This is a genomic window from Pseudotabrizicola sediminis, assembly GCF_004745575.1.
In the GTDB taxonomy this organism is placed as follows: Bacteria; Pseudomonadota; Alphaproteobacteria; order Rhodobacterales; family Rhodobacteraceae; genus Pseudotabrizicola; species Pseudotabrizicola sediminis.
In genome coordinates this window covers 63,297-84,974 of record NZ_RPEM01000003.1, presented here as the reverse complement: position 1 = coordinate 84,974, position 21,678 = coordinate 63,297, and the positions used below count along the sequence as shown (strand labels likewise).

23 protein-coding genes are annotated in these 21,678 nt (G+C 65.0%); 16 read left to right on the top strand and 7 right to left on the bottom strand.

Annotated features, from left to right (window positions below; translation table 11 throughout):
* The first annotated feature begins 3 nt into the window (after positions 1-3).
* Together EEB11_RS19495 and EEB11_RS05220 are read left to right on the top strand one after the other, a co-directional pair.
* Positions 4-402 (top strand): hypothetical protein, encoded by a 399-nt coding sequence (locus EEB11_RS19495; RefSeq protein WP_167852660.1) that lies wholly within the window; start codon positions 4-6, stop codon positions 400-402.
* A 28-nt stretch (positions 403-430) separates the two neighbouring features.
* Positions 431-952 carry a helix-turn-helix transcriptional regulator gene (locus EEB11_RS05220; RefSeq protein WP_135429371.1) on the top strand — a complete coding sequence of 174 codons (522 nt, stop codon included), beginning with the start codon at positions 431-433 and terminating at the stop codon, positions 950-952.
* On the opposite strand, the gene EEB11_RS20225 is transcribed toward EEB11_RS05220, so the two are convergent.
* Positions 949-1,071, bottom strand: coding sequence for a hypothetical protein (locus EEB11_RS20225; protein WP_280950253.1), 123 nt, complete (start codon positions 1,069-1,071; stop codon positions 949-951). The genes EEB11_RS05220 and EEB11_RS20225 overlap by 4 nt on opposite strands.
* Before the next feature lie 56 nt (positions 1,072-1,127).
* Entirely contained in the window at positions 1,128-1,508 is a 381-nt protein-coding gene (locus EEB11_RS05215; protein ID WP_135429370.1) for a DUF2237 family protein, read from the bottom strand.
* 305 nt (positions 1,509-1,813) lie between these two features.
* Here EEB11_RS05215 and ileS point away from each other — a divergent pair, with 305 nt between their 5' ends.
* Positions 1,814-4,810 (top strand): isoleucine--tRNA ligase, encoded by a 2,997-nt coding sequence (gene ileS / locus EEB11_RS05210; protein ID WP_135429369.1) that lies wholly within the window; start codon positions 1,814-1,816, stop codon positions 4,808-4,810.
* A 60-nt stretch (positions 4,811-4,870) separates the two neighbouring features.
* Here the strand turns inward: ileS and EEB11_RS05205 are convergent, their stop codons facing one another.
* Positions 4,871-7,084 carry a primosomal protein N' gene (locus tag EEB11_RS05205; RefSeq protein ID WP_135429368.1) on the bottom strand — a complete coding sequence of 738 codons (2,214 nt, stop codon included), beginning with the start codon at positions 7,082-7,084 and terminating at the stop codon, positions 4,871-4,873.
* An 89-nt stretch (positions 7,085-7,173) separates the two neighbouring features.
* Between EEB11_RS05205 and fsa the strand changes: the two genes are divergently transcribed.
* Positions 7,174-7,827 (top strand): fructose-6-phosphate aldolase, encoded by a 654-nt coding sequence (gene fsa, locus EEB11_RS05200; protein WP_135429367.1) that lies wholly within the window; start codon positions 7,174-7,176, stop codon positions 7,825-7,827.
* Positions 7,828-7,871: 44 nt separating this feature from the next.
* Here fsa and EEB11_RS05195 read toward each other — a convergent pair whose 3' ends face one another.
* A complete protein-coding gene (locus tag EEB11_RS05195; protein ID WP_245298779.1) occupies positions 7,872-8,723 on the bottom strand; it encodes an asparaginase domain-containing protein in 852 nt (283 codons plus the stop codon).
* Positions 8,724-8,884: 161 nt separating this feature from the next.
* Here EEB11_RS05195 and EEB11_RS05190 point away from each other — a divergent pair, with 161 nt between their 5' ends.
* The 7 genes from EEB11_RS05190 (at position 8,885) to EEB11_RS05160 (ending at position 14,968) form a co-directional block, all read left to right on the top strand.
* Entirely contained in the window at positions 8,885-9,577 is a 693-nt protein-coding gene (locus tag EEB11_RS05190) for a DUF484 family protein (protein WP_135429694.1), read from the top strand.
* Positions 9,578-9,587: 10 nt separating this feature from the next.
* Complete coding sequence (locus EEB11_RS05185) at positions 9,588-10,508, top strand: tyrosine recombinase XerC (RefSeq protein ID WP_135429365.1); 921 nt, start codon at positions 9,588-9,590, stop codon at positions 10,506-10,508.
* A gap of 39 nt (positions 10,509-10,547) precedes the next feature.
* A complete protein-coding gene (locus tag EEB11_RS05180) occupies positions 10,548-11,249 on the top strand; it encodes a CDP-alcohol phosphatidyltransferase family protein (protein ID WP_135429364.1) in 702 nt (233 codons plus the stop codon).
* 74 nt (positions 11,250-11,323) lie between these two features.
* Complete coding sequence (locus tag EEB11_RS05175) at positions 11,324-12,556, top strand: MFS transporter (RefSeq protein WP_135429363.1); 1,233 nt, start codon at positions 11,324-11,326, stop codon at positions 12,554-12,556.
* 57 nt (positions 12,557-12,613) lie between these two features.
* Positions 12,614-13,270, top strand: coding sequence for a peptide-methionine (S)-S-oxide reductase MsrA (gene msrA / locus EEB11_RS05170; RefSeq protein ID WP_135429362.1), 657 nt, complete (start codon positions 12,614-12,616; stop codon positions 13,268-13,270).
* A gap of 325 nt (positions 13,271-13,595) precedes the next feature.
* The gene (locus EEB11_RS05165) at positions 13,596-14,492 is read left to right on the top strand and encodes a 50S ribosomal protein L11 methyltransferase (protein WP_245298796.1); all 897 of its coding nucleotides are present in this window, start codon (positions 13,596-13,598) and stop codon (positions 14,490-14,492) included.
* Positions 14,493-14,596: 104 nt separating this feature from the next.
* Positions 14,597-14,968, top strand: a complete 372-nt coding sequence (locus EEB11_RS05160; RefSeq protein ID WP_135429361.1) for a hypothetical protein — start codon at positions 14,597-14,599, stop codon at positions 14,966-14,968.
* Positions 14,969-15,085: 117 nt separating this feature from the next.
* Here the strand turns inward: EEB11_RS05160 and EEB11_RS05155 are convergent, their stop codons facing one another.
* Positions 15,086-15,289, bottom strand: a complete 204-nt coding sequence (locus tag EEB11_RS05155; RefSeq protein ID WP_135429360.1) for a DUF1127 domain-containing protein — start codon at positions 15,287-15,289, stop codon at positions 15,086-15,088.
* A gap of 345 nt (positions 15,290-15,634) precedes the next feature.
* Between EEB11_RS05155 and ruvC the strand changes: the two genes are divergently transcribed.
* The 5 genes from ruvC (at position 15,635) to EEB11_RS05130 (ending at position 19,762) form a co-directional block, all read left to right on the top strand.
* A complete protein-coding gene (gene ruvC, locus EEB11_RS05150; RefSeq protein ID WP_135429359.1) occupies positions 15,635-16,147 on the top strand; it encodes a crossover junction endodeoxyribonuclease RuvC in 513 nt (170 codons plus the stop codon).
* On the top strand, positions 16,144-16,824 hold the full coding sequence (gene ruvA, locus EEB11_RS05145) for a Holliday junction branch migration protein RuvA (RefSeq protein ID WP_135429358.1): 681 nt from the start codon (positions 16,144-16,146) through the stop codon (positions 16,822-16,824). The genes ruvC and ruvA overlap by 4 nt, the downstream gene beginning before the upstream one ends.
* 135 nt (positions 16,825-16,959) lie before the next feature.
* The gene (gene htpX / locus EEB11_RS05140; protein ID WP_135429357.1) at positions 16,960-17,883 is read left to right on the top strand and encodes a zinc metalloprotease HtpX; all 924 of its coding nucleotides are present in this window, start codon (positions 16,960-16,962) and stop codon (positions 17,881-17,883) included.
* 44 nt (positions 17,884-17,927) lie between these two features.
* Entirely contained in the window at positions 17,928-18,959 is a 1,032-nt protein-coding gene (gene ruvB / locus EEB11_RS05135) for a Holliday junction branch migration DNA helicase RuvB (protein ID WP_135429356.1), read from the top strand.
* 8 nt (positions 18,960-18,967) lie between these two features.
* A complete protein-coding gene (locus EEB11_RS05130; protein WP_135429355.1) occupies positions 18,968-19,762 on the top strand; it encodes an Ivy family c-type lysozyme inhibitor in 795 nt (264 codons plus the stop codon).
* 51 nt (positions 19,763-19,813) lie between these two features.
* Here the strand turns inward: EEB11_RS05130 and ribD are convergent, their stop codons facing one another.
* Both ribD and nrdR read right to left on the bottom strand, forming a co-directional pair.
* Positions 19,814-20,905, bottom strand: coding sequence for a bifunctional diaminohydroxyphosphoribosylaminopyrimidine deaminase/5-amino-6-(5-phosphoribosylamino)uracil reductase RibD (gene ribD, locus EEB11_RS05125; RefSeq protein WP_280950252.1), 1,092 nt, complete (start codon positions 20,903-20,905; stop codon positions 19,814-19,816).
* Entirely contained in the window at positions 20,902-21,369 is a 468-nt protein-coding gene (gene nrdR / locus EEB11_RS05120) for a transcriptional regulator NrdR (protein ID WP_103332883.1), read from the bottom strand. Before nrdR ends, ribD begins: the two co-directional genes overlap by 4 nt.
* Positions 21,370-21,678: the final 309 nt, after the last annotated feature.

Genomic DNA, 21,678 nt, shown 5'->3' with positions numbered 1-21,678 from the left:
ATCATGAAGCGGCGGGCGTTCATTCTGACGATGGCAGGCGGGTTGGCAGCGGCCCTGCCTGCGTTTGCCTCGGGGTTTTCGGATAAGGTGGTCCGGCAGTTGCGACGCCAGGGCTATCGCAACATTGTCGTTGCAAGAACACTGCTGGGCCGAACCAGGATCACGGCGACCCGGGGCGGCGGCTTGCGCGAGGTTGTCCTGAACCCCAAGACCGGCGAAATCCTGCGTGACCTCTGGATTGCGGCAGACGGCCGCTCGGGCGGTGCAGACCTCGTGGATGACCGGGGGGGCGGTGGTGGCGGCACAGGACAGTCCGGTGGTGGAGCAGGTGATCTCGACGACGACGACGATGACGATGACGACGATGATGACGACGACGATGGGGATGACGATGATGACTAGTTCCGGTCAGACACTGGCGGCCTGAGTATTGGGACGGCAGGGCGCCATCATTGCGGTTCTGCTGATTCAGGCGCTTTGCGCGATTTTTGTCGTGGCCGATATCCTGTCGTCTTATGTCGGGCTTTTCAGCGGCCCCGTCGCCTGGAAAGTGCGCGAGTTGATGGAGCTTGGCGCGGCAGCGGGGCTGCTTCTGGGCCTCGGGTTGGGCGGGCTGCTGTTGCGCCGCACCCTGCAAGAGCGCAATCAGGCGCAAGAGCGGCTGCGTCGGGCTTCGGGTGCCTTCATGGATTTGCTGAACGAGCGGTTCGACGAATGGTCCCTGACCCCGGCCGAGCGCGATGTTGCGCTGTTTTCGATCAAGGGCTTGTCGACCGCCGACATCTCGGCGCTGCGCGGCACCAGTGAGGGGACGATCAAGGCGCAGACCAACGCGATCTACCGCAAGGCCGGCGTGACCGGGCGTTCACAGCTGCTGAGCCTGTTCATCGAAGACCTGATGCGAGATGATGGGGCGGTGCGTCCGGTCAAGCAGCCGCTGGACGCTGCCTAACCCAGACTGGGCGGGCCTGCGCTGTCGCGGTCGTGCACCGCGATCTGCATGCCGCGCCCGATGCGATGGGCCAGTGCCGACCATGCGGCGGCGGTGATGGCAAAGCGCGGGGGGATCATGATAAGGGGATCGCGCAGATCCGGCACGGGGGCAAGGCTGTGCAGTGTCGCAGCGGTCAGTCTGCCGTGGGGCCGGTGGCATAGGTTTGCAACACATCGAGCGGTACAACCTGCAGGGTGATGGCATGGGTGGCGGCAAGGTTGACCTTTGGGGCCGCGCCTTCTTCATGCGCCTGCAGGAAGCGCCCGGCGCACAGGCACCAGCGGTCACCGGGTTTGAGGCCCGCAAAGCCGAATTCGGGGCGCGGGGTGGACAGGTCGTTGCCCAGGTATTTCGACAGTGCGAGGAATTCCGCCGTCATCACCGCGCAAACGGTGTGCAAGCCACGGTCCATCGGGCCGGTGTCGCAGCAGCCGTTGCGGAAAAACCCGGTCATGGGCGTGGTGGAACACGGCTCCAGCGGGCCGCCGAGCACGTTTACGGATGGTTCTTTCATGGCGCGTTCCTTTTTGTCGATGATAGGCGGTGGGGCGGGGCTGTCCACCCCGGGCTTGGGGGCGTGCCTGCGGCACAGCGCGCGGCAGTGCCGCAGGCTTCAATCTCTGTTCGGTGATCGCACGGGGTGATCTGGACCGCCGCCGATCCGGCGCGTATAAGGCGGCCATGTGGATGATCCGGATCATAGCGCGAATTAGCCGCCCGGCGTTTTGACGGCTTCGTTGAAACGTCCGGGACGCCCTTTGCCTTGCGCGCGGCCGGTCTTGGCCGCTGTCTCCACGCCCCCTTCCAAGGATTTCGCCGATGTGTGCCGATACGCCTGACACCGCCGTTGATACTGCCCTGCCCGATTACCGTGACACTGTGTTCCTGCCCGACACCACCTTTGCGATGCGGGCGGGCCTGCCCGCGCGCGAGCCGGAGTGGCTGGCACGGTGGGAGCGGCTGGGGGTTTATGACCGCCTGCGCGAAACCGGCAAGGGTCGCGCGCCGTTTGTGCTGCACGATGGCCCCCCTTACGCCAACGGGCACCTGCACATCGGCCATGCGCTGAACAAGGTGCTGAAGGACATGGTGGTGCGCAGCCAGCAGATGATGGGGTTTGATGCCCGCTATGTGCCGGGCTGGGATTGCCACGGGTTGCCGATCGAGTGGAAGATCGAGGAACAGTACCGCGCCAAGGGTCTGGACAAGGACGCTGTCGATATCGTCACCTTCCGTCAGGAATGCCGCCGGTTCGCCGAGGGTTGGATCGACATCCAGCGCGACGAGTTCAAGCGCCTTGGCATCACCGGCAAATGGGACCGCCCCTATCTGACGATGGATTACCACGCCGAAGCGGTGATCGCGGATGAGTTCATGAAGTTCGTGATGAACGGGTCGCTGTATCAGGGCAGTAAGCCGGTGATGTGGTCGCCGGTGGAAAAGACGGCTTTGGCTGAGGCCGAGGTGGAGTATCACGACCACACCAGCCATACGATCTGGGTGCGGTTTCCAGTTGTCGGCGTTGAGCAAGACTCTCTGAAAGACGCCGTCCTGAAGGGATGGGACGACCATCCGAAAACTGACGGAAACTCGATGGACCTAAAAGGTGCCAGCGTCGTCATCTGGACAACGACACCTTGGACTATCCCGCAGAACCGTGCGGTCGCGCACGGCCATGGCCAAGGGATCGACTATGCAATGTATCTGATCGAAACCCTGATCGAGGGCAGTACTGCTCGCATCGGTGAAAGAGTTATCGTTGCCAAGAAGCTTGCCGAAACAGTGAAAACTGCAGGTAAGATTGCAAGTTGGGTCGAAGTTCGGGATGTATCTGGTGACGCACTCAATTCAATGACACTCGCCCACCCCTATCGTGGCATCGCGGAGGGCAATGGCGAGTGGGATTATGACGTGCCGATGCTGCCCGGTGACCATGTCACCGACGAGGCGGGCACAGGGTTTGTGCATACGGCCCCCAGCCATGGCGATGACGACTATCAGCTGGGCCTCAAGTTCGGCCTTGCCATGACCTATAACGTTGAGGCCGATGGCAGCTATCGCACCGATCTGCCGGTGTTCGGCGGCCAGGCGATCCTGACGGCGGAGGGCAAGGAAGGCCCGGCCAATGTGTCCAACATCAAGGCGCTGCATGCGCAGGGCGCGCTGCTTGCCAAGGGCAAGCTGAAGCATTCCTACCCGCATTCCTGGCGGTCCAAGGCACCGCTGATTTTTCGCAACACGCCGCAGTGGTTTGTCGCCATCGACAAGCCGCTGGACGACGGGATGACGACCTATGGCGGGAGCATCCGCGCCCGCGCGCTGACCTCGATCAACCAGCTGGTGCAATGGACCCCGCAAACCGGCCGCAACCGGCTGCATTCGATGATCGAAGCGCGGCCCGACTGGGTGCTGTCGCGCCAGCGTGCCTGGGGCGTGCCGCTGACCTGCTTTGTGAAAAAGGGGGCCAAGCCGACTGCCCCCGATTTCCTGCTGCGCAACGCCGACGTCAACGCCCGCATCAAGGCCGCGTTCGAGGCGGACGGCGCAGATGTCTGGTATGTGCAAGGATTCAAGGAACGGGTGCTGGAAGGCATCGTCGATCCGTTGGATTATGAACAGGTCTTCGATGTGCTGGATGTGTGGTTTGATAGCGGCTCCACGCACGCCTTCGTCCTGCGCGACCGGGAAGACGGGGCCAGCGATGGCATTGCTGACCTGTATCTGGAAGGCACCGACCAGCATCGCGGCTGGTTCCATTCCTCGATGCTGCAAGCCTGTGGCACCAAGGGCCGCGCGCCCTATCGGGGGGTGCTGACCCACGGGTTCACGCTGGACGAAAAGGGCATGAAAATGTCCAAGTCGCTGGGCAACACGGTGGCCCCGCAGCAGGTGATCGACGAATACGGTGCCGATATCCTGCGGCTGTGGGTGGCGCAGTCTGACTACACGGTTGACCTGCGGATCGGCAAAGAGATCCTGAAAGGCGTCGCAGACAGCTACCGCCGCCTGCGCAACACCATGCGCTATATGCTGGGCGCGCTGCATGGCTTTGACCAAGCCGAACGGCTGCCGATGGAGCAGATGCCCGAGCTGGACGCCTGGGTGCTGCACCGGATGGCGGAACTGGATGCCGAAGTGCGGAGCGGTTACGCGCGCTATGACTTCCAGGGCGTGTTCCGAGAGGTGTTCACCTTTGCCACCACCGACCTTTCGGCGTTTTATTTCGACGTGATCAAGGACACGCTGTATTGCGATGGCCCGGACGCGGTCACCCGCCGCGCGGCGCGCACCGTGCTGGATCTTTTGTATCACCGGCTGACGCGCTGGCTTGCGCCGATCCTGGTGTTCACGATGGAGGAAGTCTGGCTGGAGCGTTTCCCCGGCGAGGACTCTTCGGTGCACCTGACCGATTTCCCGGAAACCCCCGCCAGCTGGCGCAACGATGCATTGGGTGCCAAATGGGCGCAGGTGCGGCAGGTGCGCCGGGTTGTGACGGCCGCGCTGGAGGTGCAGCGCACCGCCAAGGTGATCGGGTCGTCGCTTGAGGCGGCGCCGCAGGTCTATGTCGACTCTGCCGCGCTGCAGGCGGCGCTGAACAAGGTTGATATGGCACAGGTCGCCATTACCTCGGCGCTTGCCCTGTCAACCGGGTCTGCCCCGGCGGGCGCGTTCACCCTGCCCGATGTGCCGGGTGTCGGCGTGGCGTTTGCCGCCGCGTCGGGCCAGAAATGCCAGCGCTGCTGGCAGATTTTGCCGGATGTCGGAAGCCACAAGCACCCCGGAGTCTGCAAGCGCTGCGACACGGTTCTGGGCTGATCCTGCAGGGGGGCATCTTGCCGGAGGCCCCCCGACGGTGCAGGCCGCGCAAGGGCCGGTCTAGTAGAAACTCTGGGGGTCGATGTCGATGGCCAGCCGCAGGTTGGCGGGCAGTTTCACCTGTGCCACCCATTCGGTGAGCGCGGCTTGCAGGCTGGTGCCTTTGTCGGCCTTGATCAGCAGCCGCACGCGGTGGCGGCCGCGCACGCGGGCGATGGGGGCGGGGGCGGGGCCGAAGACCTGCGCGCCGATCCGGCGCAGGGGCGCGTCGCGGCGGGCGAGGTCGGCGCCCACGTCAAACACCTGTGCCACATCGGGGCCGGACAGGATGATGCCCGCCATCCGGCCATAGGGCGGCACGCCGGCGGCCTGGCGCTCAGCCGCTTCGGCCTTCCAGAACGCCTCTTCATCGCCGCCAAGGATGGCGCGGATCACCGGATGGTCGGGCTGGTGGGTTTGCAGCAGGGCGGTGCCGCGCAACTCGGCGCGACCGGCGCGGCCTGCGACCTGCCGCATCAGCTGAAAGGTACGCTCGGCGGCCCGCAGGTCTGACCCCTGCAACCCGAGGTCGGCGTCGATGACGCCGACGAGGGTGAGGAGGGGGAAGTTGTGGCCTTTGGCCACGATCTGGGTGCCGATGATGATATCGGCCCCACCCGCCGCAATGGTCTCGATCTGCGCTTTCAGCGCGCGGGCCGATCCGAACAGGTCGGACGACAGCACCGCCACGCGGGCACCCGGGAAACGGGCGGTGACCTCTTCGGCCAGCCGTTCCACGCCGGGGCCGACGGCGGCCATCTTGCCCTCTACCTTGCAGGCGGGGCAGGTGGTAGGGACGGGTTTGGTCGCCCCGCATTGGTGGCAGACAAGGCGTTTGAGGAAGCGGTGTTCCACCATGCGCGCGTCGCAATCATCGCAGCCGACCTGATGGCCACAGGCGCGGCAGAGCGTGATCGGGGCATAGCCGCGCCGGTTGAGGAACAAGAGCGACTGCTCGCCCTTTGCCACGCGGGCGGTGACGGCGGCGGCGAGGCTGGGGGAGATGAAACGGTCATTGGTCAGCGCCTCGGCACGCATGTCGATGGCGTGCATTTGGGGCATTTCTGCCGCGCCAAAACGGGCGCTGAGGTTCAGGCGCAGGTATTTGCCCGCGTCGGCATTGGCCCAGCTTTCCAAGCTTGGCGTGGCCGAAGCCAGCACCACCGGGCAGCCCACGATGGCGCCGCGCAGCACCGCCATGTCACGGGCGTTATACAGGACACCTTCCTCTTGCTTGTAGGAGGTGTCGTGTTCTTCATCCACCACGATCAGGCCAAGGTCCTGAAACGGCAGGAACAGGGCGGAGCGTGCACCGACGACGAAGGACGCGCCGCCTGTCGCCACCATGCGCCACAGGCGGCGGCGTTCGGTCATGGTCACGCCGGAATGCCACTCGGCGGGGCGCGCGCCGAAGCGGGCCTGCACGCGGGTGAGGAAATCGGCCGTCAGGGCGATTTCGGGCAGCAGGACAAGGGCCTGGCGCCTTTGGCGCAGGCATTCGGCAACGGCCTCCAGGTAAACCTCGGTCTTGCCCGACCCGGTCACGCCCTTCAGCAGGGTGCAGGAATAGTCATTGCGGTCGACCGCCGCCACCAGCGCATCGCCTGCGGCGATCTGGTCGCCTGCCAGACGGCCATCGGCATGGGCGTTCAGGGGCGGGTAGGGCGTGTCTTTGGGTGCGTCTTCTTCGGCCAGCACGCCCTTGGCGACCAGACCCTTGACCACCGATGCCGTGCAGCCTGCCGCTTCGGTCAGTTCGGCAAGGGTTACCGAGGCACCGCCATAGTCGCGCAGCGCCTCGATCACGCGGAAGCGCGCGTCGGTCAGCTGGTTGGGCACGGGCCCTGCAAGCCGGTAGACGCGGCGGGTGGCAGCCCCCGACATCAGCCCCGGCGCGCGGGTGGCAAGGCGCAGCATGGCGGGCAGGGGGGTCAGGGTGTAATCGGCGGCGCGGGTGAGGAAAGACCGCAACTCTGCCCGCATCGGGCGGGCATCGAGCACGCGCGCAATGGCGCGCAACTTGGCGGGGTCATAGGTGCCTTCCCCCGGTCCCCAGACCACGCCGAGGATCTTGCGCGGGCCAAGCGGCACCTCGACCAGATCGCCATCGCCACAACCGCCCTCGGGCGCGCGGTAGTCGAGCACGCCTGGGCCGGCCCGGCCCAAGGCCTCGGTGATCAGCACCCCCACGGTCTGACCCGGCGCATAGGTCCGGTCTGTGACTGTTTGCGCCATCACCTGTCTTTCGCTTTTGATGGTCTTGGGGTAAACCCCCCCGGAACCTGTCGCAACCCCCCGCGGCACTTACCCGAAGGACGCGCCCCATGAGATTTTTCGTAGATTCCGCCGATGTTGCGGCGATTGCCGAGCTCAATGACCTTGGCATGGTCGATGGTGTCACCACCAACCCGTCGCTGATTCTGAAATCCGGCCGCAATATTCTGGAGGTCACCAAAGAGATCTGCGACATGGTCTCTGGCCCGGTGTCGGCCGAAGTGGTGGCCCTGAAGGCCGAAGACATGATCGCCGAAGGCCGCAAGCTGGCCGATATTGCCGAGAACATCGCCGTCAAGGTGCCGTTGACCTGGGACGGGCTGAAAACCTGCAAAGTGCTGTCGGATGATGGTCTGATGGTCAACGTGACCCTGTGCTTTTCTGCCAATCAGGCGCTGCTGGCCGCCAAGGCCGGGGCGACGTTCATCAGCCCGTTCATCGGACGGCTGGATGACATCAACCTGGATGGTCTGGAGCTGATCAGCGACATCCGCCAGATCTATGACAACTACGGTTTTGACACGCAGATTTTGGCCGCGTCGATCCGCACGGCCAACCATGTCACGCAATGCGCGCTGATCGGTGCCGATGTGATGACCGCGCCGCCTTCGGTGATCAAGGCGCTGGCGACCCATGTGCTGACCGAAAAGGGGCTGGATCAGTTCACCAAGGACTGGGCGCAGACCGGGCAGAAGATTCTGTGATCTCGGGATAGGTTCCGCCCCCCTCCCACCGGGAGGGGGGCGGTTCAGGACAGGGCCAGCCAGAGGCGCGCAAGTGCCAGTTCGGCCGTCTCGCTGCCGCCGTTTTCCACACCGGCAGACCAGAGTGCCGCCCCGGCGGCATAGGCGGCGGGTTCAAGCCCGCCGTTTTCGCATTGGCTGACCGCGCGCAGGCGACAGCCGCGGGCGATGGCGCTGTGCAGGGCGTCGATGATCGCGGGGTCGTTCATCATGGTGCCGGCGCCGTAGACCCGCAGCACCGCGCCGTCGAGTTCATGCAGTGCCCCGCGCAGGGCGGCGGCGGGCAGGCCGGGCGATAGCGACAGAATGGCCACCCTGCGGTCGGCAAAGCGGCGGGCGGCGGATGGTTGGGTGGTTTGCGCGATGCTGCGGAAGGCGTCGGCGGCGTGGCTGTCCTGCTTGACCAGCCCGGCGGCGGGCAACAGGCGGCCGGCAAAGGCCAGCCACACACCGGGCGGGGCAGTCAGGGCAGAGGTGAGCGCGAGGCCAAGGTTGCCTTCGGCATCGCCACCGGTGTGCAGCGGCGCCATCGACCCGCACAGAATAACGGGCAGGCGCAGGTCGGGCAGCGCGCCGGACAGGGCCGCCCCCGTATAGGCCATCGTGTCGGTGCCGTGCACGATGATCACCGCCTGACCCTGCCATGCCTCAACACGGTCCAGCATGTGGTTCCAGTCGGCGGGGCGGATATTGGCGCTGTCGATCAGGGGGGAGAAGTGTTCGACCGTAAAGGTCACACCCGCCGGGGTCAGCGCGGGGAGCGCGGACTCGAGCACGCCGGTTCCCGGTTGCAGGCCGCCCGGGCCGGGCACCATGCCGATGGTGCCGCCGGTGTAAAGGATCAGAAGGCTGGTCATTATGGACGTCCCGCGCATGTCATCGGCGCGACATATCAGATACAGGGCCGCAGCGGAATGCGGGCAGGCGCACAGGACGCAGGTGGAAATCCTTCCCCCTGCATTGCCCTTTCCGCTATCATCAGTGCCAAATCACCAAAAAAGAACCGGGCAGAGTGACCATGATCGAGCAAGACCTGCGTGACCGCATCATTGCGCAACCCGAGACGATTCTGGAAGACCGCGATCTGATGGCGGCGCTGATCGGGGCGAACGAGCGGGCGATGGGCAGCAATATCGTCGATCTGCGCGGCATCGCGATGGAGCGGCTGGAAAGCCGGCTGGACCGGCTGGAAGACACCCACCGCACGGTGATTGCAGCGGCCTATGAAAACCTTGCCGGGACCAATCAGGTGCACCGGGCGATTCTGCAGATGCTGGACCCGCTGAGCTTTGAGGATTTTCTGAAGAACCTGTCCACCGATGTGGCCGCCACCCTCCGGGTCGACTGCATCCGGCTGGTGCTGGAATCGGTGCAGGATGCCGAAGACCCGGCGCTGCGCAAGCTGGGCGAGGTGCTGTTTGTGGCCGAGCCGGGGTTTGTGGGGGAGTATCTGACGGGTGGGCGCAATGTGCCGCTGCGCCCGGTGACCCTGCGCCAGACGATTCCCACATCGGACCTGATCTACGGCGACCGGGCGGGGTGGATAAGGTCCGAGGCGCTGCTGAAACTGGATTTCGGCAAGGGGCGGCTGCCGGGTATGCTGGTGCTGGGCGCGGAAGACCCGCACCAGTTCAAGCCGACCCATGGCACCGATCTGCTGGCGCATTTCGCGGGCGTGTTCGAGCGGACGATGCGCCGCTGGTTGTCGTGAGCTTGCAGGCATGACCGCGATTTCGCCGCAGGTGCGTGAGGCTTTGGCGACCTGGAGCCAGCAGTTGTCAGCAATCCATGGCGCGGCGCAGAACACGGTGACCGCCTACCTGCGCGATGTGACCGGTTATCTGCAGTTTCTGGCGATCCATCGCGGCGGGACCGAAGGGCTGGCGGGGCTTGCCAGCCTGCCGCAGGGGGACTTGCGGGCCTGGATGGCGCATGAACGGGCGCGCGGGGTGTCGGCGCGGTCGCTGGCGCGGGCGCTGAGTTCGGTGAAAAGCTTCACCGCATGGGTGGCGGACCGCGCGGGCGTGGATGCGACCACCGTGTTGTCGGCCCGCGCACCACGCTTCAAGCGCAAGCTGCCGCGCCCGCTGTCGGTGAGCGGCGCGCAGGACATGATCGACACGGTGGCCGATCAGGGGCGCGAAGACTGGGTGGGCGCGCGCGACCGGGCGGTGGTGACGCTGCTGTACGGCTGCGGCTTGCGGATATCCGAGGCGCTTGGCCTGACCGGGACGGCGCATCCGTTGCCGGAGGTGTTGCGCATCACCGGCAAGGGCAACAAGACGCGGTTGGTGCCGGTGCTGCCGGTGGCGCGGGCGGCGGTGGCGGATTATGTGCGGCTGTGCCCGTTTGATCTGGACGCCGGTCAGGCCCTGTTTCGCGGCGCGCGCGGCGGGCCACTGAACCCAAGGCTGATATCCGCCGTGATGGAAAAGGCGCGGATGCAGCTGGGCCTTCCCGCGACCGCGACACCGCATGCGATGCGCCACAGCTTTGCCACGCATCTGCTGTCGGCCGGGGGCGACCTGCGCGCGATACAGGAATTGCTGGGCCATGCGTCGCTGTCGACAACGCAGGTTTATACGGCAGTTGATGCCGCCCGGCTTATGGAAGTCTATGAAAAGGCGCATCCGCGCGCCTGACCGGTTGCACTGACCGGCGGTTTGCGCCATCAAAACCCGATGCAACTTCGTTACAAAGCCCTGTCCGTTCATCTGCTGACCGCCACCGGTGCGGTCTTGTCGATGTTTGCCATGCTGGCCGCCGTCGAGGAAAAGTGGAGCCTGATGTTCCTTTGGCTGGTGTTCGCGCTGATCGTCGATGGCATCGACGGGCCATTGGCGCGCCGCTACGAGGTGGACAAGAACTGGCCGAATTATGACGGCGTGTTGCTGGACCTGATCATCGACTTTCTGACCTATGTGTTCATTCCGGCCTATGCGCTGTTCAAATCCGGGCTGTTGCCGGGCTGGACCGGGTGGATTGCGATCATCGTGATCGTTTATGGGTCGGTGATCTATTTTGCCGATACCCGCATGAAAACCAAGGACAAGTCCTTTGCCGGCTTTCCGGCCTGCTGGAACATGGTGGTGCTGGTGCTGTTTGCCGTGGCCCCGGGCACGGCCATGGTGCTGGCGATTGTGATCGCGCTGACAGTGGCGATGTTCTGCAACCTGAAGTTTATTCACCCCACCCGCACCAAACGCTGGCGCAGCGTGTCGCTGCCGATGTCATTGCTGTGGGTGGTGTTTGCCGGATGGGCGGCTTTTGTTGACTTTCACCCGGCCTCCTGGGCGCATTGGGGGCTGATCATCACGTCGCTTTACCTGACTTTTGCCGGGATCGCGCAGCAGGTTCTGCCGGAACGTCCGGGTCTGCGCTAGCCCCGGTTTCGGGCTGCTGTATCGGTCACAATCGCGTGCTGGCTGAACCGCAGATCTGCGTGTAGGACATTTGCATGTTCGAGCGCATGTCCCTTGATGACGCCCACACCTTGCCCCGCTGGCGCAGGCCCGAGGCGCTGCTGTACGTGATGGCCGCCGCGATGCCGCTGGCCTTTGCCACATGGTCGGCGGTCTTGAACAATTTCGTGATCGAGATGGCCGGGTTCACCGGGGTGGAGATCGGCTGGCTGCACACGGTGCGCGAGATTCCGGGGCTGCTGGCGGTGGGGGTGATTGCGCTGCTGCTGGTGTTCCGCGAACAGATGCTGGCGCTGTGCAGCCTGCTGCTGCTGGGGGTGGCCACGGTGATTACCGCCTGGTTTCCCAGCTTTGGCGGGTTGCTGATCGTGACGTTGCTGTCATCGATCGGGTTTCATTATTTCGAGACGGTGAACCAGTCGTTGCAACTGCAATGGGTGGAAAAATCCCGCGCGCCGCAGGTGCTGGGGCGGATCGTGGCGGTGGGGTCGGGGGCATCGTTGCTGGCCTACGGGCTGCTGATGCTGCTGTGGGACCGCTGGCAACTCACCTATGACACGGTGTATATGGTGGCGGGTGGGGCCACGATTGCGCTGACGGTGTTTGCCGCTGTGGCCTATCCGCAGTTTGTGAACCCGATCAAGCAACGCAACACCATCGTGCTGCGCCGCCGTTACTGGCTGTTCTATGCGCTGCAATTCATGGCGGGATCGCGGCGGCAGATCTTTGTGGTCTTTGCCGGATTCATGATGGTGGAACGCTTTGGCATGAAAGTGTCGGAGATGACGGCGCTGTTGCTGATCAACTATGTGCTGCAGATGGTGGCCGCCCCCGCCATGGGCCGCGCTTTGGGCCGGTTTGGCGAGCGGTCGGTGATGGCGTTCGAATATGTCGGGCTGACGCTGGTGTTTCTGTTCTATGGCGGGATCTACTGGTTCGGCTGGGGGCTGGTGATTGCGGGCGCGCTCTATATCGCCGACCAGATGTTCTTTGCCCTGTCCTTTGCGCTGCGCACCTATTTCCAGAAGATCGCCGATCCGGCAGACATTGCCCCCACGGCGGCGGTGGCCTTCACCATCAACCATATCGCAGCGGTGTTCCTGCCCGCCGGAATGGGGTATCTGTGGGCGACCTCGCCGGACTATGTGTTCCTGCTGGGGGCCGGGATGGCCTTGATTGCATTGGGGCTGGTGCTGTTGATCCCGCGCCACCCGGTGCCGGGGTATGAGACGATTTTCGCCCGGGGCCTGCCACAGCCTGCGGAGTGAGTGGTGATTTGGGCAAGCCCGCCTATATATCCTGTCTGACCTCAGGGGAGTTTCAAGATGTTCTTCATGAACCGCGCCAAATCGCAGATGGTTGACCCGAAAGACGCGCTGCCGGGCCGGACGACACCACTGCCGACCGCCGAGACGCATTTCATTTCCGGTATCCCGCTGAAATCGCCGGTGCCCGAGGGCATGGCAGAGGCAATGTTCGGCATGGGCTGTTTCTGGGGGGTGGAGCGCAAGTTCTGGCAGACCCCCGGCGTCTGGCTGACCATGGTGGGGTATGCGGGCGGCTACACGCCGAACCCGACCTACAAGGAAACCTGCACCCAGCTGACCGGCCATAACGAAGTGGTGCGGGTGATTTATGACCCGTCGGTGATCAGCTATGAGCAGCTCTTGAAGCTGTTCTGGGAAGGGCATGACCCGACCCAAGGCATGCGGCAGGGCAATGATGTGGGCTCGACCTACCGTTCGGGGATCTACACCTACACGGACGCACAGGCGGCGGCGGCGGCGGCATCGAAGGCGGTGTATCAGACGGCGCTGAGCGAGGCCGGCAAAGGGGAGATCACGACCGAGATCGTGCCGGTGCCGGAATTCTTCTTTGCCGAAGACTATCACCAGCAATACCTGCAAAAGAACCCCAACGGCTATTGCGGGATTGGCGGCACCGGCGTGACCTGCCCGATCGGGACCGGCGTTTCGGCCTGATCCGGCGTTGGCGGGCGGTGGTGACGCGATCACCGCCCGCCAGTCGCCTTGACGCCACCGGCGGCGGCGGCTAGGGCCAATGGCGCAGCTGCCAGAGGTTTTCGCCATGCCCACATTCACCGCCCTTACCACCATTGCAGGCGAAGACGCCGCCGAAAGTCTGGCGCAGGCGTTGGAGCGGATGCAGCCCGAACCGCTGGAAGTGGAAATCTACGACGACCCCGAAGTGCCGGATCTGGCCCGGGTTGTTGCCTTGTTTGCAAAGGCCCCCGACGCCACGCTGCTTGACGTGCTGGCCGAGGCATTTAGCGCGACCCCCTTCACGGTGACCGAAACTGCGCAGCACACCTTTACCGCGCTGACCACCCTGCCGGGCGAGGCGGCGGCCAAGGCGCTTGCCGAGGCGATTGAGACGATGGAACCGGCCCCCTACGGTGTGGGTGCGTTCGAGATCGAAGACGAGTCCGGGCTGTGGGAGGTGGGATCGTATTTTCTTGAGGCACCCGATGCCGGGATGCTGGACGCTTTGGGGACCGCGCATGGGGCCAAGCCCTTTGCCATTTCGGAACTGCCGGAAATTGACTGGGTGGCCAAGGTGCGGCGCGAGCTGGCCCCGGTCGAGGCCGGGCGGTTCTTTGTGTTCGGCAGCCATGATGCAGACCGTGTCGCGGCGTTGGATCGGGACCGGGTGGCGTTGCAGATTGAGGCGACGGTGGCCTTCGGCACCGGGCATCATGGCACCACGCTGGGCTGTCTGCGCGCCTTTGACCGGCTGTTCAGCGATGGGTTTGCGCCGGCAAAGGTGGCCGATATCGGCTGTGGCACTGCCGTTCTGGCCATGGCGGCGGCGGCGGTACTGCCCGATGCGCTGGTGCTGGCCAGTGACATTGATCAGGTGGCGGTGGATGTGGCCCGCGCCAATGTGGCGATCAATCGCCTGGAGGGCCGGATCGAGTGTATGGAGGCGGCGGGCTTTGCCCATCCGCGTCTGGCCGAAGTGGCCCCCTTTGATCTGGTCTTTGCCAATATCCTGAAAGGCCCGCTGATCGAACTGGCCCCGCCGATGGCGGCGCATCTGGTGCCGGGGGGGCTGTGCATTCTGTCTGGCCTGCTGGTGGTGCAGGCCGAGACTGTGACGGCGGCCTATGTCGCCGCCGGGTTTGCTTTGGCCGGGCGTGAAGACAACGGCGAATGGTCCACGCTGGTTATGCGGCGTTTGTGAGACAAAGCCGGGCGATTGTCGCCGGGAAGCCGCCTTTATTGCCCCGAAGCTGCCACATTTCCGCCCTATGTTACTTGGGTGGGGCGTTGAGTGTGGAGACTGTCATGTCTGATCCAGGCATCGCTGAATTCAAGACCCGTATTGCGCGCATTCATAAGGCCCATGCCACTGGCTATGGGTTCGAGGCCGAGGGCGCGCTTGGACGTTCGTTCTACACCCGGTCCCACCCCCGATACCGACGCAGGGTGCGGATGCATGTGCCGGTGCTGCGCCCGCTTTTGATCGCGGTCTTCGTCGGCACCCTGATGAAGGCGGCCTTCCTGTATCAACTGGGAAGCGTGGCCTATGCTGATCGGGTGGCCGATCTGATGGCGGGGCAAGGGGTTGATCGCATCGGCGGCTGGCTGATGCAGGCCGATCCTGTCACCACGGCGATTGCGCGGCAGATTTCGCTGTTCGGGCGGCTGGACGGCTGACGGTTAGCGTTATCGATGCGGACCAACAAGAAAGCCGCCAGAGCGTTGCACGGCGGCCTTATGTCATTCGGCTGATCCTTATGCGGGACCGGTGCGGCACCTGGGCCGGGGTCCGGTTCAGCGGGTCAGGGTCTCGATGTCGCCGCGGCACAGGCCGATATCGTCAAGCTCACGGTCCGACAATTTGGACAGGGCTTTGCGGGTAATACGGGCATCGTTCCAGGCGGAAACGGCGGCGAACATGCTGCCGACGCCCTGAACGGCGCGGAAAATCGAGATGGCGCCGAACGGCGCCGTGCGGGTCGTCTCATAGGCGGCCATTGCGGTGATCCTTTTTAAACTGCGTAACTGAGAGGCATTTTTGCCCTCGCTTTGCCAGATAACAATGCTGCATGTGCAAAGCAAGAGGACGGCTTGGCATGGCTGCCATGCAGCAAACGCATGGGCGATCGGCCAATTTTTGCCTTTATTTTAAGGATTTGGCGCAAGTCGTCGTCTTTCGCACGCGAGGTGTCGCAATCAGGCCCGAAGTGTAACGGCGCTGTAACCGGGGGCCCGATGAAGGGGCCGATTGTGACCTGCGTGGGGAATTGGCTTGGCGAATGTTCCCCTTTCGTGCTAGCCCTTGCAAAACAGACAGACCGGAAAACAGGGATGCGGGCAGGGATGCGGGTTGTGGGAATCGATCCGGGGTTGCGAAACCTTGGCTGGGGCGTGATCGACGTGGCCGGCGCGCGCCTCACGCATGTCGCCAATGGCATCTGTCATTCCGATGGGGCAGAGGGGTCGCTGGCCGAACGCCTGCGCAGTCTGCACGCGCAACTGACCGAGGTGATCAAGCTCTGGCAACCCGAGGCGGCGGCGGTCGAACATACCTTTGTGAACAAGGATGCGGTGGCCACGCTGAAACTGGGGCAGGCTCGGGGCATCGCGCTGCTGGTGCCTGCGCAGTTCGGGCTGGAGGTGGGGGAATACGCCCCCAATGCGGTGAAGAAATGCGTGGTGGGTGTGGGCCATGCCGCCAAGGTGCAGGTCGACCATATGGTGCGGCTGCAACTGCCCGGCGTGGTGATTGCCGGGCCGGACGCGGCGGATGCGCTGGCCATTGCGATCTGCCATGCGCATCATCTGCAATCGGCAGGGCGGCTGGAGTCGGCATTGAAAAGGGCGGCAGGATGATCGGGAAAATCTCGGGCCGGCTGGACTGGCGCGGTACGGGCGAAGTGCTGATCGACGTGCGCGGCGTGGGATACATCGTGCATGTGTCTGACCGCACCATGGCCAGCCTGCCGCTGCTGGGGGAGCCGGTGTCGCTGTATACCGAGCTGCTGGTGCGCGAGGATCTGCTGCAATTGTTCGGCTTTCCCACCATGCTGGAAAAGGAATGGCACCGGCTGCTGGTGACGGTGCAGGGTGTGGGGGCCAAGGCCGCGCTGTCGATTCTGGGCGCATTGGGGGCCGAAGGTGTGGCGCGGGCCATCACGCTGGGCGATGCGCGGGCGGTACAGGCGGCACCGGGTGTGGGGCCGAAACTGGCGCAGCGGGTGATACTGGAGCTGAAGGCCAAGGCCCCGGCGGTGATGGCCGCAGGCGTCAGCCTGTCGGCGCGGGCCGAGGCGGACGAGTCTGTGATCGAGGATATGGCCCCGGTTCCGGCCCCGAAGAAGGCGACAAAACCCGACGCGGGCCCGGCCCGGCGCGCCGGGGCCACTGCCGATGCGCTGTCGGCGCTGCTGAACCTTGGCTATGGCCATGGCGACGCCGCGCAGGCGGTGGCGACGGTGGCCGGGGAAGAGCCCGAGGCCGAGACAGCGACGATCATCCGTCAGGCGTTGCGTCTGCTGGCACCGAAGTAGGGGGCGCTGCCCCCCGCCGGCGGCTTCCCCCCTGAGCATTTGGAAAAGCTGTATTTCACAGGACGAATTGACCCGTTGCTCTTTTCAAGTGGGCGTGGGTTTCCCATATATTTTGCAGCAAACGTGAGGGGACCGATGGGCGGCTACGTCAAGACATTCATGCTGATGGCGGCGCTGACGGCGCTGTTCATGGGGTTGGGCGCCATGCTGGGCGGGACGAGCGGGGCTGTGATCGCGCTGGCGGTAGCGGCGGCGATGAACCTGTTTGCCTATTGGAATTCTGATAAGGCTGTGCTGTCGATGACCGGGGCCAAGGCGGTGGACGAGACCAGCGCGCCGGGTCTGGTGCGGATGGTCAACGGGCTGGCCGACGGGGCAGGGATGCCGCGCCCCAAGGTCTATGTGATCGACACCGACCAGCCCAATGCCTTTGCCACCGGGCGCAACCCGCAGAATGCGGCGGTGGCGGCGACCACCGGGCTTTTGCGGCGGCTGACGGATGAGGAAGTGGCGGCGGTGATGGCGCATGAGCTGGCCCATATCCGCAATCATGACACGCTGATCATGACGGTTACCGCGACCTTTGCCGGTGCGATTTCCATGCTGGCCAATTTCGCCCTGTTCTTTGGCGGCGACCGGGAGCGGCCCGGCGGCATGATCGGGACGATTGCCCTGATGATCCTTGCGCCACTTGCGGCGGCGCTGGTGCAGATGGCGATCTCGCGGTCGCGCGAGTATGAGGCCGACCGGGTCGGGGCCGAGATCTGTGGTGAGCCGTCGTGGCTGGCATCGGCGCTGCACAAGATCGAGAGCTTTGCCAAGGGGATCGACAACAATGCGGCGGAACGCAACCCGGCGATTGCGCATATGTTTATCATCAACCCCTTGCATGCCCATGCGCATGACAAGCTGTTTTCCACCCACCCCAACACCGCCAACCGGATTGCCGCGCTGGAGAAGATGCGGGTGACGCGCCAGCCGGTGGCACGGTCTTCGATCCCGCGTGTGGGCGGGCGGCCCATGTCTGGATCAGCACCCAGGTCCGGTCCTTGGGTCTGATCTGACAGCTTGCAAAACCCCCGGCGTTCGGGGATTGTTCTGCCATGTTGCAGCCAGACCCCGCCCTGCGCCCCGAGCGCCTGCCCGAAGACACTGACCGCGCCCTGCGCCCGCAGGGGCTGGACGAATTCATCGGCCAGCAAGATGCGCGTGCCAATCTGCGCGTGTTCATCGAGGCCGCGAAGATGCGCGGCACGGCGATGGACCACACGCTGTTTCACGGCCCACCGGGCTTGGGCAAGACCACGCTGGCGCAGATCATGGCGCGCGAGCTGGGGGTGGGGTTTCGCATGACCTCTGGCCCGGTGTTGGCCAAACCGGGCGATCTTGCGGCGATCCTCACCAATCTGGAACCGCGCGATGTGCTGTTCATCGACGAGATCCACCGCTTGTCTCCGGTGGTGGAGGAAGTGCTGTATCCGGCGCTGGAGGATTTTGCGCTGGATCTGGTGATCGGCGAGGGGCCTGCGGCGCGGACGGTTCGTATTGAGTTGCAGCCCTTTACGCTGGTGGGGGCCACCACGCGGCTGGGGCTTTTGACCACGCCCTTGCGCGACCGGTTCGGCATTCCGACACGGCTGGAATTCTATACCGAGGCCGAGTTGTTCGAGATCGTGACCCGGGGTGCACGGCTGCTGGGCGTGCAGGCCGAGCCGGAGGGCTGCCGCGAGATTGCGCGGCGCGCGCGCGGGACGCCGCGCATTGCCGGGCGCCTGCTCCGCCGGGTGGTGGATTTCGCGCTGGTGGAAGAGGGCGGGCGGATCAGCCGGGCGCTGGCCGACCGGGCGCTGACGCGGCTTGGGGTGGATCACCTTGGCCTTGACGGGGCCGACCGCCGCTATCTGGTGCTGCTGGCCGAGAATTACGGCGGCGGCCCGGTGGGCGTGGAGACGATTGCCGCGGCCCTGAGCGAGCCGCGCGATGCCATTGAAGAGGTGATCGAGCCGTATCTGTTGCAGCAGGGCCTGATCCTGCGCACCCCGCGCGGGCGGATGCTGGGGGCCAAGGCCTGGCGGCATCTGGGGCTGGAGGCACCACGGGCACCGGGACAAAGTGATTTGTTTGCAGAAGGGTAGGGATGATCATGCGTATGCCTGTTCTGGGCCTGATGGCCTGTGTCGCGGGGCCTGTGCAGGCGCAAGATACCTATAACCGGATCGAGACGCCGTCGGGCACGGCGACACTCACGCAGCAGGGGGTCGATTCTGTGCTGACCATCGGCGGGCAGGGCTTTGTGTTTGAAGGGATGCCCTATGTGTCCTTTGGCGAGCGGCTTGGCGATGTGGTGCTGCTGTCCGTCTCCTCTGGCGGCTCTGCCTGCCCGGCGGAATTTGTCTGGCTGGACACAAGGCCGGGTAAGGTTCGGATAACCGACCGGTTTGGCACCTGTTCGGACCTTGCCGAGGTCAGTTGGGACGCCGAGTCGGTGATCGTGACCCTGCCGTCGATGCGCCCGGGTGAGGGGCCGGTGGCGTTTCATTGGGACGGGAAAGCGGCGGCCATCCGTGAGGTTGCGCTGCCGCAGCCGCCGAGCGGCATCCCGGCGACCGCGCCGCCAGCGGCCTGGCTGGGCCGCCATCCCGGCGAGTTCCTGTCGGCCCCCGAGCAACGCGGGCGGCTGCTGGCTCAGATGGGTGCGGAGGGGTTGCTGGATGCCCAGCGGATCATCTCGGTTGCGACCACCTTCGAGACGGTGGGCGATTGGGTGGTGGCCAGCGGCTGCCAGCCGCACGCCTGCGACATCACGGAAGGGGCTATCGCGATGTACCGCGACTGGCTGCTGGTGGCGTTGTGGGAGAAAGGCAAGGGTGTGCGGGTTTTCGGCGATCAGACCGGTATGATGCCGGCGGCCATCGCCAAGGTGATGGCGCGACAGTGAACCTGCAGCGGGGGCCACTCCGCTGGGAGTATTTGCAGCAGGTGCAATGACTTAAGGGCGCGACCACTGGGTCAGCGTATCGGGGCCGAGGCTTTGCTGCGCGATCAGCCGGAAGGCGGGGGCGTCGGCCAGACGAGGCAGGGCGAGCGGGCCGAGCGCTGCGGTGCCATCGGCGCCGATAAGTCTGCCGGCGGTCAGGTGGATCAGGTCATCGACAAGTCCGGCTGCGATCAGCGCGGCAGCGACGGTGCCGCCGCCTTCGCTCAAGATGCGGGTAATGCCTTGCGCGGCAAGGATTTTCAGGGCGGCTGTCAGGTCCAGATGGCCGTGTGCCAAGGGGCAGGGCAGCAGTCGCGCCCCGGTGGCTGACCATGCGGCTTGCGCCTGCGGCAGGGCGTCGGGGCTGTGCAAAACCCAGACCGGATGCTGCTGCGCGGTCAGGCCGAGGCGGCTTTCGGGGGAATGGCTGAGGGTCCGGTCCAGCAGGATGCGGACCGGTTGATGCGTGGCCCCGATGTCGCGCGCGGTGAGGTCGGGGTCATCGGCGCGCGCAGTGCCGGAACCGACCATCACGGCATCATGGGTCAGCCGCAGTCCGTGGACATAGCGCCGGGCCTGCGGGCCGGTGATCCAGCGCGATTCACCACTGGCGGTTGCGATGCGCCCGTCGAGAGTGGTGGCGAGTTTCAGGGTGACGAAGGGCAGGCCTTGGGTCACGCGTTTGAGGAAGCCTGCGTTCAGGCGAGTGGCTTGTTCTGCAAGGATATTTTCGGTGACTGCGATGCCCGCCGCGCGCAGCATGGCGTGGCCCTTGCCCGACACGCGGGGGTCGGGGTCGGTCAGGGCCGTTACCACGCGGGCGACGCCCGCCGCGATCAGCGCCCCGGCACAGGGGGGGGTGTGGCCGTGGTGGGCGCAGGGTTCCAGCGTCACGTATGCGGTGGCACCGCGCGCATCGCCCGCCTGATCCAGCGCGCGGCGTTCGGCGTGCGGGCGGCCTCCGGGCTGGGTCCAGCCACAGCCAATGATGCGGCCCTTGCGGGTGATCACACAGCCGACGGCCGGGTTGGGCCAGGTGCGGCCCAGCCCCCGCGCGGCAAGCGCGAGGGCGTGTGCCATATGGTCTTCGTCGGTGGCGCTCACTCTTCGGGTTTCTCACCCGGGCGGAGTTCGCTGACGAATTTGTCAAAATCGTCGGCGGCCTGGAAGTTCTTGTAAACGCTGGCAAAACGCACATAGGCCACGGTGTCGATCCGGGCGAGGCTTTCCATCACGATGTCACCGATGGTGCGCGACGGGATGTCGGTATCGCCGATGGATTCCAGCCGGCGCACGATTCCGCTGATCATCTGGTCGATCCGTTCGGGGTCGATCGGGCGCTTTTGCATCGAGATGCGGATGGCGCGTTCCAGCTTGTCGCGGTCGAAATCCTCGCGTTTGCCGCTGGATTTGATGACCACAAGATCGCGCAATTGCACGCGTTCATAGGTGGTGAAGCGCCCGCCGCAGGCCGGGCAGAAGCGCCGGCGCCGGATGGCGACATGATCCTCGGCCGGGCGCGAGTCCTTCACCTGGGTGTCGATATTGCCGCAGAATGGGCAGCGCATTGGCTCCCTCCTCGCTTGTTCGTTGATATGCCTGCCTCTGGTCCCGGTATGCTCCGGGTTGATATGCACAGACTATAGGGGCAAGCCAGCGATCTGGGCTAGGGCGAAGTTGTGGGCACATGATCTGGGGGGGGATGTGTGGCGGCGCGGACTCAGGGGGGCTGATGTGCGTCGGGTTTGCGTATGGCGGACGTATGGCTTTGCGCATGACGTTTGTGCGCCGGCGGGCTGCGCCGGGGACCGGCGCGCGCGACGGCAAGACAAGATTAAGCGCAGGCTGGCAGGATGCTTGGTATGCGTCATTCCTGT